The organism is Klebsiella sp. HMSC16C06, assembly GCF_001808325.1.
Lineage (GTDB): Bacteria > Pseudomonadota > Gammaproteobacteria > Enterobacterales > Enterobacteriaceae > Klebsiella > Klebsiella variicola.
This window is the reverse complement of sequence record NZ_KV792984.1, coordinates 318,296-331,713: the sequence shown is the minus strand read 5'-3', so window position 1 is coordinate 331,713 and position 13,418 is coordinate 318,296. Positions and strand designations below refer to the sequence as shown.

14 protein-coding genes are annotated in these 13,418 nt (G+C 54.7%); 1 reads left to right on the top strand and 13 read right to left on the bottom strand.

From position 1 onward, the window contains the following. Position 1: 1 nt before the first annotated feature. The 6 genes from HMPREF3142_RS03905 to HMPREF3142_RS03880 form a co-directional block, all read right to left on the bottom strand. A complete protein-coding gene (locus HMPREF3142_RS03905) occupies positions 2-535 on the bottom strand; it encodes a DUF2975 domain-containing protein (RefSeq protein WP_004205916.1) in 534 nt (177 codons plus the stop codon). A gap of 28 nt (positions 536-563) precedes the next feature. After that, positions 564-908 carry a hypothetical protein gene (locus HMPREF3142_RS03900; protein ID WP_070611640.1) on the bottom strand — a complete coding sequence of 115 codons (345 nt, stop codon included), beginning with the start codon at positions 906-908 and terminating at the stop codon, positions 564-566. After that, on the bottom strand, positions 895-2,010 hold the full coding sequence (locus tag HMPREF3142_RS03895; RefSeq protein ID WP_070611638.1) for a serine hydrolase domain-containing protein: 1,116 nt from the start codon (positions 2,008-2,010) through the stop codon (positions 895-897). Before HMPREF3142_RS03895 ends, HMPREF3142_RS03900 begins: the two co-directional genes overlap by 14 nt. Positions 2,011-2,278: 268 nt before the next feature. Further along, positions 2,279-3,061 carry a type I methionyl aminopeptidase gene (map, locus tag HMPREF3142_RS03890; protein ID WP_008804909.1) on the bottom strand — a complete coding sequence of 261 codons (783 nt, stop codon included), beginning with the start codon at positions 3,059-3,061 and terminating at the stop codon, positions 2,279-2,281. After that, positions 3,042-3,260 (bottom strand): ParD-like family protein, encoded by a 219-nt coding sequence (locus HMPREF3142_RS03885; RefSeq protein ID WP_002904808.1) that lies wholly within the window; start codon positions 3,258-3,260, stop codon positions 3,042-3,044. Before HMPREF3142_RS03885 ends, map begins: the two co-directional genes overlap by 20 nt. Before the next feature lie 310 nt (positions 3,261-3,570). Continuing rightward, a complete protein-coding gene (locus HMPREF3142_RS03880) occupies positions 3,571-3,819 on the bottom strand; it encodes a hypothetical protein (protein WP_008804908.1) in 249 nt (82 codons plus the stop codon). Between the two features lie 296 nt (positions 3,820-4,115). On the opposite strand from HMPREF3142_RS03880, the gene HMPREF3142_RS03875 reads away from it, so the two are divergent. Beyond that, the gene (locus HMPREF3142_RS03875; protein WP_008804907.1) at positions 4,116-5,771 is read left to right on the top strand and encodes a putative bifunctional diguanylate cyclase/phosphodiesterase; all 1,656 of its coding nucleotides are present in this window, start codon (positions 4,116-4,118) and stop codon (positions 5,769-5,771) included. Positions 5,772-5,804: 33 nt separating this feature from the next. On the opposite strand, the gene HMPREF3142_RS03870 is transcribed toward HMPREF3142_RS03875, so the two are convergent. The 7 genes from HMPREF3142_RS03870 to HMPREF3142_RS03845 form a co-directional block, all read right to left on the bottom strand. Next, entirely contained in the window at positions 5,805-6,731 is a 927-nt protein-coding gene (locus tag HMPREF3142_RS03870; protein ID WP_032739906.1) for an alpha/beta hydrolase, read from the bottom strand. A gap of 189 nt (positions 6,732-6,920) precedes the next feature. Then, positions 6,921-7,061 (bottom strand): hypothetical protein, encoded by a 141-nt coding sequence (locus tag HMPREF3142_RS29250; RefSeq protein ID WP_012541739.1) that lies wholly within the window; start codon positions 7,059-7,061, stop codon positions 6,921-6,923. A 24-nt stretch (positions 7,062-7,085) separates the two neighbouring features. Further along, positions 7,086-7,325 (bottom strand): hypothetical protein, encoded by a 240-nt coding sequence (locus tag HMPREF3142_RS03865; RefSeq protein WP_012541738.1) that lies wholly within the window; start codon positions 7,323-7,325, stop codon positions 7,086-7,088. 432 nt (positions 7,326-7,757) lie between these two features. Then, positions 7,758-8,201 carry a PTS sugar transporter subunit IIA gene (locus tag HMPREF3142_RS03860; RefSeq protein ID WP_008804904.1) on the bottom strand — a complete coding sequence of 148 codons (444 nt, stop codon included), beginning with the start codon at positions 8,199-8,201 and terminating at the stop codon, positions 7,758-7,760. Beyond that, positions 8,191-9,636, bottom strand: a complete 1,446-nt coding sequence (locus HMPREF3142_RS03855) for a sugar porter family MFS transporter (protein WP_044612847.1) — start codon at positions 9,634-9,636, stop codon at positions 8,191-8,193. Before HMPREF3142_RS03855 ends, HMPREF3142_RS03860 begins: the two co-directional genes overlap by 11 nt. Before the next feature lie 731 nt (positions 9,637-10,367). Continuing rightward, positions 10,368-11,696 carry a 6-phospho-alpha-glucosidase gene (locus HMPREF3142_RS03850; protein ID WP_070611636.1) on the bottom strand — a complete coding sequence of 443 codons (1,329 nt, stop codon included), beginning with the start codon at positions 11,694-11,696 and terminating at the stop codon, positions 10,368-10,370. A gap of 11 nt (positions 11,697-11,707) precedes the next feature. Further along, positions 11,708-13,246: a PTS transporter subunit EIIC gene (locus HMPREF3142_RS03845; protein WP_070611634.1), complete on the bottom strand. Its 1,539-nt coding sequence runs from the start codon at positions 13,244-13,246 to the stop codon at positions 11,708-11,710. Between the last annotated feature and the right edge of the window lie 172 nt (positions 13,247-13,418).

Genomic DNA, 13,418 nt, shown 5'->3' with positions numbered 1-13,418 from the left:
GTTAAATAAACTCCTTATTCTCTTCTTCCGCACGGATCCCGTGGAGCATGGCGTGAAATGTCACAAACAGCAAGCTTCCTGTCAGAAGCAGCACCCCGTCGCTGAGCAGAAACACCACCTGATAATAAGGCTGCGGCCACCAGGCGAGCAGCGGGATCAGAAAGCGGCACACCGGCAACAGGATCCCCATGCCCACCATGGCCAGAGCGATGTAACGAACGCTGTGCGCCAGGGAGAGGCTGAGCACGCTGCGCTGGCGGACGCTGCGGGTTACCTTCATGCCCTGCCAGATAGCGAACGCGAACAGCCCGGCCGGAAGATACAGCAGGGCCAGCAGCAGCAAACGTCTCGCCATCCCCGGCGCCTGGGCCGGGTTGTCGGTTAACGGCACTTCAGCAAAGTGCAGCAGGGTGGAAAGAAAATATCGTTCGCCGGTAAAGAAAATCCACAGCGGCACGATCAGGGCGAGCATAAAAAAGAGGGGCAGTATGCCGCTAATAATAGCCAGACTCAGCCGGGTTCTGGATTGCTTCACAATTTACCTTCCTGATTGATGAGAATAATTAAAGCACCAGCCGCGCCAGGCATGACATAAGGGTCACGGCGAAGACAACGCTCATCGCCCGGACGCCGCGACGACGGCTGGCAAACCACGGACGGGTCCAGACGCGGTAGAGGCTGAGGGTGATGAACGACGCCTGGATGGTCCAGGTCAGCATCCGAAACAGGTAGCCCATTTTGCCGAGATTCTGCAGGGTCTGGAAAACCTCGGCGAGATAAATAACCCCGGTCGCCAGCAAAACATAATTGAGCAGGCGTATTTTTCGCTGCGCCAGCCAGTCGCCGGAAATAAACAGGATCACCGACAACAGCGTTAACAGCGCCCAGAGGATGTCAATTCCGTTCATTACGCGCCTCCTGTTCATCAGGGGTGGCAGCCAGTAAGAGCTTGATGGCAGGTCCGATCACCGGCCAGGCGGTATCGGAGAGGATCACTACCGCGGTCTGTCGCTGTCGGTCGAAGGCCATCATTGCCGCAAAGCCGCCACTCTGCCCGTCATGCCAGACGATCTCCCGTCCGCGGACGCGGGTAGTGAACCAGGCATAACCCACCCGGGAATCGGGATCATCGGTGGCGAACAGGGAGTGCATGCCTTCACTGCCCGCCAGGTTTCCTGCCAGCAGCGCCTGGGCATATTTCGCCATATCGACAATCGTGGCGCGGACGCCGCCGGCGGGGGCGAAGGCGTCCATCACCCATGGCTGCTGAGGGAAACCAGAGGCTGACCAGCCCATGGTAAACGTCGGCGAGGCTGGAGTATTGTGCCGGGCCACTTCCGCGCCCTGCATTCCGGTGGGGGCAAAGACCCGTTGCGCCATCAGTGTGGCAAAATCGCGATGGGACGCCCGCTCCAGCGCCAGTCCGAGCAGGGCAAACCCGGCGTTGGAATAATCAAACCATTTCGTCGGCTGCAGGGTGGCCTGGTTCATCATCGCGATCAGCGCGGGTCGATCGTAGCGCCAGGGATTCTGCCGCCGGGCAATATCGCTCATAATAGCCAGCCGCTGCCCAACCGACGCGGTGAGCGGTGGCAGTCCTGAACGGTGAGAAACCAGTTGCTCCAGGGTAACATCCCGCACCGGGCTGACAATCTCCGGGACCAGCGCCGACACCGGCGTCTGCGCGGTGACTTCGCCGCGGCGAATAGCCTCCAGCAGCAGGCTGGCGGTCATGGTTTTGCTCAGGCTGGCGATCTCATACTGTGTCGTATACTCGCTCCCCCACAGACCGTAGCGCACCCCCTGAGGCGTAATCAGCGCTGCGGCGACCTGTCCGCGGGCGCCATTAAGCAGGGGCGTTAATATCGAGACCAGCTGTTTATCCCCCGTCGTCCGGGAGCTGGGGGGATGAAAGCCGGGCTGCAGGGCGATCCCCGCCGCCACGATGACGGTAAAAACCAGCACGGCGGCAATGATCTGTCTGTCCCGGCGATAGCGGTTCCAGCGCATGTTTTCTCCTTAACGCGGTACGACATCCAGGTGAGGGAATACCGCTTCTCCCTGGTGTTAAAGTGAGCGCAGGTTAGCCTGGTGTTTATCGTTTTACAATAAATTTTTATCGTTTTATGATTAACTTTATGAGGAGTAAAGCAGACACTCCCGGCGCGGTGTGGAGAACGCGGGGGGCAATAGAGGCCAGGGGATAAAGTGCGCTGACGAAGGGAGGTACTCGCCAGCGAGAAATGTCGGCTATGCCGGTATACCGGGAGAAGAAAACTTAGCGGATCCGCGACTGCTCGTCGTCGCGTAGCGTCAGCACCTCAAATCCGTTGGCGGTAACGGCCACGGTGTGCTCCCATTGCGCGGAGAGTTTTTTATCGCGGGTGACGACCGTCCAGCCATCTTTTTTGGTTTTGATGCGGCTGTCGCCCTGGTTCACCATCGGCTCAATGGTGAACACCATTCCTTCGCGCAACACGGCGCCTTCCCCGGGGCGGCCGTAATGCAGCACCTGCGGTTCCTCATGCATTTCCTGGCCGACGCCGTGACCGCAATATTCTCTGACCACGCTGTAGCCATGGTCCTCGACCCAGCGCTGAATAGCGTGGCCAATATCGCCCAGCGTCGCGCCAGGTTTCACCACCTCAATGCCTTTCCACATCGCTTCATAGGTGGTCTTTACCAGCCGGCGGGCCAGCGGGGAGACGTCGCCTATCAGGTACATCTTGCTGGAGTCGGCAATCATGCCCGCTTTCTCCAGGGTGATATCGACGTTAACAATCATCCCGGCGCGCAGATGTTCGGTCGCTTTGGGGATCCCGTGGCACACCACATCGTTAATGGAGGTGTTCAACACATAGGGAAAATCGTATTGCCCCTTGCTGGCCGGGCGGGCATGCAGTTGGTTGACGATAAAATCTTCCACTCGATCGTTAATCGCCATCGTCGTTACGCCGGGAACGATAAAGGTATCCAGCATATCAAACACCGACGCCAGCAGCTGGCCGGCATGGCGCTGACGTGCGAGTTCATCGGCGGTTTTAATGATTATTGATGGCATTGATTACCTCCAGCAGACGGTCAGAGCCGGATTTCAGCATCAGCAGTTTGATCTGCTGGTGGTTAAGCTCGGGGTAGAGCTCGCTCATCATGCCCAGACGGATCCAGTATTCCGCCTGGGCATTGACGGAGCGGGACATAGCTTTGCTGGCATCACGAATATCATCGTGCAATAGATCGGAGATTTTGACGATTCCCATAGAGACAGTCCATATATGATTCGTATATGCATCGTATACAGACCGGCACGGGATGTCATGGGCATTTTGTGTCGTGACCGGGGGGGAGGCGAGAGGCCCACGCAAAAAAGCCCGACCAGCGGGCTTATTTTCAGCATTTTTTTCGGGTTAATCATTCGCGCCATTCACCATGGCGAAAATACCCATTAGATTATCGGTATGCAGAATGAAAATAACATGACGGCGGCGAAGCGCGGCGCATCAATATATTTAATGCAGGTGTTAATTTTGCGTATGAATATTCTCCCGTCAGGCCGGGAATCCGGGGGAGTTACAGCGCGTCAGTGAGTTTATCCACCACCACTTTACCCGCATTATCGAACTGCGTAATGCGAAAGCTGTCGCTCCAGGAGCGGCGGGTGGTGAAACGGTCGAACAGGGATACCCGACCTTTACGCTGACCATCTTTACTCAAAATAACCCATTCAGTCACCGCAGAATAATGCTGGCTATTGTCATGACGGCTCTGTTGTTCAACAAGCTGGTCTTCTTTTTCCACTTTTAAATAATCACGCAACATATTTAACCTCCATAGAAAGTATTATTAACATTACTCCTTTTATTTATTCTTTCAATCAAACTTTTTAATCAATAAAAGTAACTATTAGTGGGCGACCTAAGTGCAAAAATCGTCAGATTGTCATTACCCGGCGCAGTGGATTCCACTACGCTTAACAGAGCTGTCTGGCGCGCTATCTGCGGTTGCCAGGGCCAGAAAGGCGGCAACAAAACGTCTTAACCTTGTATTCATCATGGGCGTTGTTCTGCTATATCTAGTGCGTTTTGCCACGACCGAGCCACAGAGAGCGCTGTACCATGAGTAACGATCACCTGACGGATATCGCCTATCGTCACTTTATTGAAAGTGTTAAAGATTATGCAATATACATGCTGAGCACTGACGGTACGGTCATCAGCTGGAACGAAGGTGCCCGCCGGGCAAAAGGGTACCTGAGCGACGAGATCATCGGTTGCTACTTCGGTCTCTTCTATAGCGAAGCTGAGCAACTCTCCGGTGTACCGGCGAAAAACCTGGAAATCGCCCTGCGTAGCGGGCAGTTCGAAGGGGAAGGCTGGCGTTACCGCAAAGACGGCTCCCGATTCTGGGCGCATGTCATGATCGATACCATCCGCGATGAGCAGAACACCCTGCTGGGTTTTGCCAAAATCACCCGCGATATCAGTGAACAAAAAGCGATTAATGACCGCATCGCATGGATGGCGCGCTACGATGCGCTGACTGGTTTACCTAACCGGGTGGAGTTCTTTGAGCGGGTGGAAAAGCTGATCACCGGTAATGATGCCCGCCGCTTTGCCATTTTCACCATCGATTTAGACAAGTTTAAAGAGATTAATGACCTGCAGGGCCATCTGATTGGTGACCAGCTGCTGCAGCGTGTGGCAGGCGCCGTGCTGAAAACGCTGCAGAAGGAGGAGATGGTCGCGCGCTTTGGCGGCGATGAGTTTGTGGCCGTTAAACCTTTTGCCGATGAGGGTGAAGTGGATGCCTTTGCTGCGCGCCTCTGGCACTGCTTCAGCGGTAAGCAGACGTTTGCCGCGACGGAAGTGGTTCTCTCCGCCAGCATTGGCATCTCGGTCTACCCGGAGGACGGTACGGATATTAACACGGTACTGAGCAATTCCGATCTGGCCATGTATCGGGCAAAGAGCAGTCTCGACCACAAGATTTGCTGGTACGAACGTGAAATGGATGACAAGACGCGGCAGCGCAATATGATGGCCGCCGACATCCGGCGCGGTATTCACGCAGGAGAATTTTCGCTCCACTATCAGGCTATCCGCAACATCAAAGATCGCCGGATCACCGGTTACGAGGCGCTGCTGCGCTGGCAGCATCCGCAGCTGGGGCCGATCCCGCCTGACGTGTTTATTCCCATCGCCGAAGAGAGCGGCGCCATCGTGCCCTTAGGTTACTGGGTGCTCGAGCAGGTGTGTAACGAATCGCTGGAAAAGGGTCTCAACAGAAAAGTTTCGGTCAATATCTCGCCGGTGCAGTTGCGTCACCGCAGCTTTATCGAAAAAGTCCGCGAGATCCTGATGCGTACCGCCTATCCGGTCAGCCTGCTTGAGTTTGAAGTGACGGAGACGGCGTTCATCATCAATAAGCAGCTGGCCTTTAGCGTCCTGCATCATCTGCAAAAAATGGGGATCAGCATCGCACTCGATGACTTCGGTACCGGCTACTCCTCCCTGAGCATGCTGCGCGATTTCCATTTCGACGTGATTAAACTCGACCGCAGTTTTATGCTTGATGTGGAGAGTAATCCCCAGGTCCGCTCATTCGTGCGGGCCATCATTTCGCTGGGAAATTCAATTAATACACCGCTTATCGCCGAGGGGGTGGAAACCGCCGGGCAACTGCAGATCCTCGAAGAGGAGGGGTGTGACGAGATGCAAGGCTTTCTGTTCGGCGAGCCGGTGGATATTAAACACCTGCCTCCGTCGTCCTGATACGCCCACCGGCTGCGGGTGGGCGCTGCGTCATTACTGATGCGCCAGCGGAGCCTGCCCGGAAAGATGCAGCAGAGCCGACTGCAGCGAGACGTCAAACATCTGACCGTGCGTCATACCAGGGTAGCGCCAGAAAGCCACCGTCAGGCCTTTGTCGGCCAGCTGCTGCTGAGTGTGTCGCAACAGACTCAGGGAGGCCACGTGGCCGGTGGGTTCCCGGGCAGCTTTGCCATCACCTTCCAGCAGATACAGCGATTTCCCGATGAAGGCGGTGGCGCTTAAAGCTTCGCTGCCCTTCAGCGGAGATTCCTGCGCCTGGCCCAGCGACGGGCTGGCCGAATAATAGAGGTGAAACAGCGAGGTCTTCCGCCACGCGTCGAGCACAAACAGCCCGCCGTAGGAGTGGCCCCAGATCGCGCGCTGGTGGGGATCTATTTTCAGGTGAGCTTCCGTTTGCGGCACCATTGTTTCGGTCAGCAACTGACGAAACAGGTCATTACCTCCGGTTTTTCGCGGCGGCAGCGCGGGTTTCCCGACTTGCGGTTTGAAGGCCTTTAGCGGAGGAGTGTAATCCCAGGCCCGGGCGGCGGTATCGAAGGGCAGCGTTGTCTGGTAACCGATAGCGACGATCACCGGCGGGGAGCCGGCGGAGAGCTGCTGCAGAAGGGCGTCGTTAAGCTTATCCATCACCGCGTTACCATCCAGCATATACAGCACAGGATAGCCGGCGGCGGGCGGGGCTTTGTCCGGCACGGCAGTCCACACCCGGTAGTGGCGTTCGCCATCGGCGGAGTCATACTGACGTTGCGTAAAATGATAGTACGCTGACCCTTTATCGGCGATGTTTGGCCCCAGCGGCTGAAGATCCGGTCGGGCGGTGCTACCGCTACTGTAGAAGAGCACGCCAACCGCCAGCGTCAGCAGCCCGCGCGCCCGGATGCTCCTTGAATTCCGCTTCACCTTGTCTAACCCCCTGTATTCTTTGAGCTGTCATTTTGTTGGGCTGACACGGTAACACAGCTTGTTTGATAATGGTTCTCATTTCTTTTGTGCGCTTTGGATCTGCGTGGGATACCGGACGGGGCTGGTGGGGGGGCGAAGCGAAAACGCAGGATACATGGCCGCCTGTCGGCGGCCATCAGGACACGGTCAGGGATCGCCGTTGATGCTACGCAACAGCCTTTTTACCAGCGGGATGAGCGCAATAAGCACCAGCGCAATAACCACGATCAGTAACAGCGTCAGCCCTTTATGATGACTGATAAGCACCCACAGCATCGCCAGCGTCATGAGATGATCCTTGCATTAACAGCGTTAACCACCGCCAAGGTGAATGAAATTTAACAGAATGGTGATGACCACCCAGGCCAGCAGCATAAAGCGTCGTTTATCGCGTCGAGCTTCCAGCGCAGCGAAATAATTAGCGCTGTACCAGGTTGATATAATAATAGCCAGCGTGATGATGACCTGCCAGACCACTTCGCTAAAGCCCGTCACGATGCTTATCGCGCGAAAGCAAAGCACAATCGCGATGCCGTTAAGCGCGTTACACATCAACCATCCCCACAGGCTTGAGGGACGGCTAAAGAAATATCCAAGTCGTAAAACCAATGTCGTATACACCTTGCCAAAATAATCGCGCTGTAAAATGCAGTTTAATGCCCGACGAGGTATTGATATAAATCAAAATTTATGGAATAGCGCAGTAATCACTGGCATGCAGCGATCGCAGCATGGCAATGGAAAGGCGTAGAGAATGGTGGGTAAAAAAAACGAAATCACTTGTTTTTATAGGTGTTTTTTAAAATTTATTGTGGCAGTGAAATATTCTCCATGGCCCATTTAACAATATGACGGTAATTTCCATTGTTATTATTTTATGTGGCTCTATCACCAGCTAAATTAAAACCTATTCACTATTCACCGCTGGCCGCTTGCGGGAGTGGTCTGAAACAGCCGGAGCCAAGGCTCCGGCTGGCGTCATACCTAATGAGGCAAGGCATTATGTTGCAGAATTTTCAGGAAGTCATTTTTGTCTGAAATTAATGACAGCGCGTTAGCGATCAGTTCATCGCTAAATATCGAGGCAATTTCTTTGAGCACATCAATATGCTCTTTTTCTTTCGCGATGACGCCGATGGCAATAAACATCACGTTGCTGCGATCCCAGATAACGCCATCAGGGAACTGAAAGATCTCAATGCCGGTTTTGAGAATGATATCCGTCGCGGATTTCGGCAAATGTGGCAAGGTGATGCCATTCCCCAAAAAAGTGGAAACCTGATGTTCACGCTCCAGCAGAAAGTGAACGCACTCCTGATTCACATATCCTTTGGCTTTACACTCCGCGCCAATCATAGCGATCACTTCCGCTTTATTACTGGCCTTGCAGCCGATATGCAGATTATCCAGCGTGATGTTATCGATCATAGCCAACCTCCCTGGTGAGACGCGTAGATTTTTTACCCTCATGATTCGCTGACAGCTCTTCTTCTAACTGCTCGAGCGATTTATTGGAGGTCTCCGGTAGGGCGAAGACCACGAACAGAATCGCTAAGTAGTTGATGGCTGCGAAGATGAAGAAGACCGGCCCAAGGCCCAGTTTCGCCTGCAGCAGCGGGAACAGGTAGCTGACCACCGCGTTCATGATCCACATGAAAAATACCGAGATCCCCATCGACAGCCCGCGGAATTTCAACGGGAACAGCTCAGCTAATACCACCCAGGTAATAAAGCCCATGGAACCCTGCATCACACCGACGAACAGCGCGCCCAGCAGCCAGATGGCGGTGGCTTTCAGATCGCCCACCAGGGTGTAATCGACAGCGGCGATAATCAGGTGCAGCGTGGCCATAATGGCAAAGCCGTAGATAATGATCGTCTTACGTTTGAAACGGTCGACAAGGAACAGCACGCCAATCAGCATACCGCCGACGGAGAAGACACCGTTCAGCACGTTACAGATCAGCGAGGTACGCTCTGAGAAGCCGGCAGCATTCAGAATTTCCGTGCCGTAGTACATAATGACGTTAACCCCAGTAGTTTGCTGCAACGCGGCCCAGGTAATACCGACCAGCAAAATTTTGAGGATCCATGGCGTTTTGAGGATAGTCGTGAAGGTGCCCTGAGCGCTGTACTTATTGCCGGCTTCAATTTTGATCAGGGTGGAGATGTCGTCATACTCCTTCTGCGCGCGTTCCGCCGGGCGGATCTGTTTGAGAATATGCAGCGCTTCCTCGTGGCGATTTTTGCTGATCAGCCAGCGCGGGCTTTCCGGCGCGCGCCACATGCCAACAAAGAGGCAGACAGCGGGAATGGCCTGTACCAGCAGCATATAGCGCCAGACGTCCGGCAGATGGCCCCAGATGATGCCAATGATCGCGTTGATGGCAAACGCCGCCAACTGGCCAATGACGATGGCGACTTCATTCAGGCCGGTCAGCTTACCGCGCATCTCGGTAGGCGCCACTTCCGAAATAAAAGTGGGGGCAGTGACCGACGCGCCGCCGACGGCGTAGCCCAGCAGGGCGCGGGCAATCAGCAGGGTGGTGATATCGGGAGCTGCGGCGGAAAGCAGGGCGCCGATAAGAAAAATAAAGGAGAGGAAGAGTAAATATTTGCGCCGGCCGAAGAAGTCGGCAAACTTGCCGCCAAACACGCTGCCCAGCGCGGCGCCGATCAGCAGGACGCTCATCACCAGCCCTTCGGTAGTCGGGGTCAGCGCCATGTACTGCTTCAGTGAGGAAAAGGCGCCGTTGATAACGCCGGTGTCGTAACCGAAAAGCAGGCCGCCGAAGGTGGCCACTAAGGTGATCTGATGAAGTCGTTTTCTCTGTTGCTGGTTCAGGTTTGTTATAAATGACATGGTAGTCCCTTTATTTTATTGAACGACACAAGATAAAAATACATCTCCCCAGTCAGGATTTATTACGCCTGTGTTGTCGTATCTAACTGAACTAAATGATTTTTCTTCTTTGTGTAATTGCTCAGCACATGGCAGGGTACGCTCAGCAATGGCGGTCAAAGAGGTTTACGGCTTGGTGTTGACATGGATGTAGTCGATATCCGTTCTCCTTTTCGGGTTAGCGGTCTTCAGTGCGTCGGCAGCGCCGACGTCTGCCGGTGGACAGCGCCCTGGTGTGGCACGTTGCTGTCGTTGCGGCGATTTATCGTGATAAGAATATGGCACAAAGAAATGGAATGAGCATGCTACAAGATCACATTATGAAAATTTAATTTCAAATTGGTGTTGCAGAATGGTAAATGCATGAAGCCAATCACAAAGGATGGAGGGAGCATATCCCCATGAAAACCAGGTTAAATTTACAGGCCGGTAATAATGATGTTGTTTTCAGTAGGTTAATGTAAATCAAAGAATACAACGCAGATCACATTTTTACGCCATAATATCCTGGAATAGAATTTATATTTCATTACTGTGATCAGGGTAAAACGAGGATGGCGGCCTTCTGGCAACGGTCTGGAGGGGAAGAAAGCCCGTGGGGGAGGTTATAGGATGAATGTGTGGCCGGCGGGAACGCTGGGTAAAAATGCAGAGAAGGGGGATCCTCTGCATTTTACCCATCACGAAAAAGATCAGTGCAGTGCGGGCCAGTAGCCTTCGTTGGCGACGATCAGTTCATCGAGGATGGCTTTCGCCACCGCGGCGCTGGGCACCGTTTTCGATAGCGTAATGGCCTGCCACAGTTTCTGGTAACTACCCTCAACCCAGGCGTCAACCACCAGCTTTTCGACCGCCACCTGCTGCTCCATCAACCCTTTCTGGAACGACGGGATTTTCCCCATCGCCAGCGGCTCCGGGCCATTGACGCCCACCAGGCAGGGGACTTCCACCATCGCCGTCTCATCAAAGTTGGCGATCGCCCCGTTGTTCTCAATGATCAACAGCATCCGCTCCTGGGTGTTAAAAGCGATGGCGCAGGCGAGGTCGACGATAAAGGTGGCATGTGCCCCGGCATGAAAATGCGCGCCTTCCGCCGTGCCCCGACGGGTAATCTCCCGGGCCATATCGAAGACCTCTTTTTCACGTCCGGCCATCACCTCGTTCGCCCGCGTAAAGTCTGGATCGGCGTGCGCCACCTCATAGTCAGGATAGAGGTAGTATTTCAGATAGGTGTTAGGCAGTGTCGACGGATCGAGGGCAAACACATCCTTCACCTTTTTAAAGGTTTCGATCCAGCTTGGCGCTTTATGCTGAAAATCTTCTTTTGGACTGCTGTATCCCTGTTCCGCCACATGACGCTTCAGCGCCGGCATCAGATCGTTACCGGCTTTATCGGTGATACGGGTCCACCAGCCGAAATGGTTCAGGCCATAGTAGCGGACGTTCAGCGCCTTGCGCGACGGCAGGCCGAGGATGTCGGCAAATAGCCCCTCGATAGCCACCGGCATATCGCAGATGTTGATGATGCGCGCGTCGGGTCGCAGGCGACGGGTGGCTTCCGCGACGATGGCCGCCGGATTGGAATAGTTGAGCATCCAGGCGTTCGGAGCGTATTGCTGCATATAATCGACCAGCTCCAGCACCCCGGCAATGGAGCGCATGCCGTAGGCAATCCCACCCGGACCGCAGGTCTCCTGTCCCGGCACGCCATATTTTAACGGGATCTTTTCATCCTTTTCCCGCATTTCATACAGACCGACGCGAATATGCGCCATCACAAAATCGACGTCAGTGAAGGCCGCCTGCGGATCGGTGGTATAGCTGAACTTCACCTGCGGGAAGCGTTCTGCCACCAGAATAGCGCAGGCGTCGCCGATCGTTTTCTGACGCTGGTGATGGTTGTCGTACAGACGGATCTCCCGCAGGGGAAAGCGCGACATATTTTCCAGCAACATCATCACAATCCCAGGGGTATAAGTACTGCCGCCGCCGGCAATCGTGACCACAAAATTATCTTTCATTTACCACCTCGTTATTCAGTAACACCCAGACTGGCGTTGACCGCCGTTCGAATTTTGTTAACCCCCAGGCCATAGATCACCTGGACATGGTTGCCTTTAATCAGCACGCTGCTCCCGCCGCTCTCTTTCAACAGCGACTGCTGGATGAGGGCGGGGTCGCGCACATCGACCCGCAGACGGGTAAAACAGTTTTCCACTACGCAGACATTCTCTTTTCCGCCCAGTCCCGCAATCACCAGCGTACCTTTATCGGCAATCTCGCTTGCCTGGCCCGTCTGCTCGGAAAGCTCCGCATCGGCAGCCGCTTCACGGCCCGGGGTGAGCATCCGCAGACGGGTAATACAGAAGGTGCCGACCAGGTACATGGTGGCGGTCTCCAGCAGGCCGAGGGCGACAAATACCGGCCAGCGCGTCACGCTGGCGCCGGCAGGGAGGTTATAGACGACAAAATCGATAAGACCGTTGGTGGCGCAGACCCGCACGTGAAGCAGCCAGGCCAGCATCTGGAAAAAACCGTCCAGCAGGGAGTAGATAAGCCACAGCAGCGGGGCGGTGAAGATAAAGAGAAACTCAAAAGGTTCGGTGATCCCCACCAGAACGGAGGTCACAATTAAGGGGATCAGCGTGACTTTAAGCCGCTGCTTATTCTCCGGTTTCGCCGTACGGTAGAAGGCGAGCGCCATGCCGGCGGTGCCGAAGATCTTCACCATCCCGTAGGTTAAAAACCGGGCGGAATCACTCAGCGCCCCGATGGGATGACGGGCGATTTCGGCAAGGAAAATAGGCTTGGCGCCAATAACCGTTTGACCATCAATCAGCAGCTGTCCGCCGATGGAGGTAAAGACAAACGGCGACCAGATCAGATGATGCAACCCGGTCGGGATCAGGAACCGGTTGAGAAAACCGTACAGGAATACCCCGATGGCGCCAAAGGATTTCATAAAGCCGGTCAGCGCCGAAATGCCCAGCTCAACCACCGGCCAGAGATAGACGGTGGCGATAGCAAACAGGCCAACCAGCGGTAGCATCACGATCAGCACCAGCTTACTGTTGCCGTAGATCGACAGCGCGCCGCGAAACTCAATGCCGACCACGCGGTTGTGGACAAAGGCGACGGCGCAGCCAAGGATAATCCCAAGGAACACGCCCATATCAATGACCTGAAAGCCAAAGATAAAGGTTTGTCCACTGCCGTACAGTTGCGCGTTGGTGGCACCGGACGCCAGGCGATGGGTCAGGGTCAGCCAGCTATTGTTCGCCGCCAGATACACCAGCCAGGTCATCGCCGCCACGAAGGCCGCTTCGGCTTTGCGGGTTTTCGCCAGGCCGCTGGCCAGCCCAAGGCAGAACAGAAACCCGAGATGGTTCATCAGCGCCCAGAGCATGCTGGAGACGAATTTCCCCAACAGGTAGAGCGCGCTGCTTTCATCCACCCACAGCCGGTTGGTGGTCATGCTGAACAGGGCGATCAACAGGCCGATAGCCGGCAGATATAGCACCGGCCCGATCATTGCTTTGGAAAAGTCCTGAAGCTTTTTCACGCCAATCATGGTTGTCCTCTCGTCTTCGCAGACCTGATGAATAGGCTTATCAGACTAGGAGCAGACCACCGGGATCCCGAGCAGGAAAAGGGCCATCTGTGATGAAAGTCATACATATTGTTGCTGGACAGATATATAAATATGGCGAGATTTATAGATGAGTTAGTGTTGAAGTTTTCGC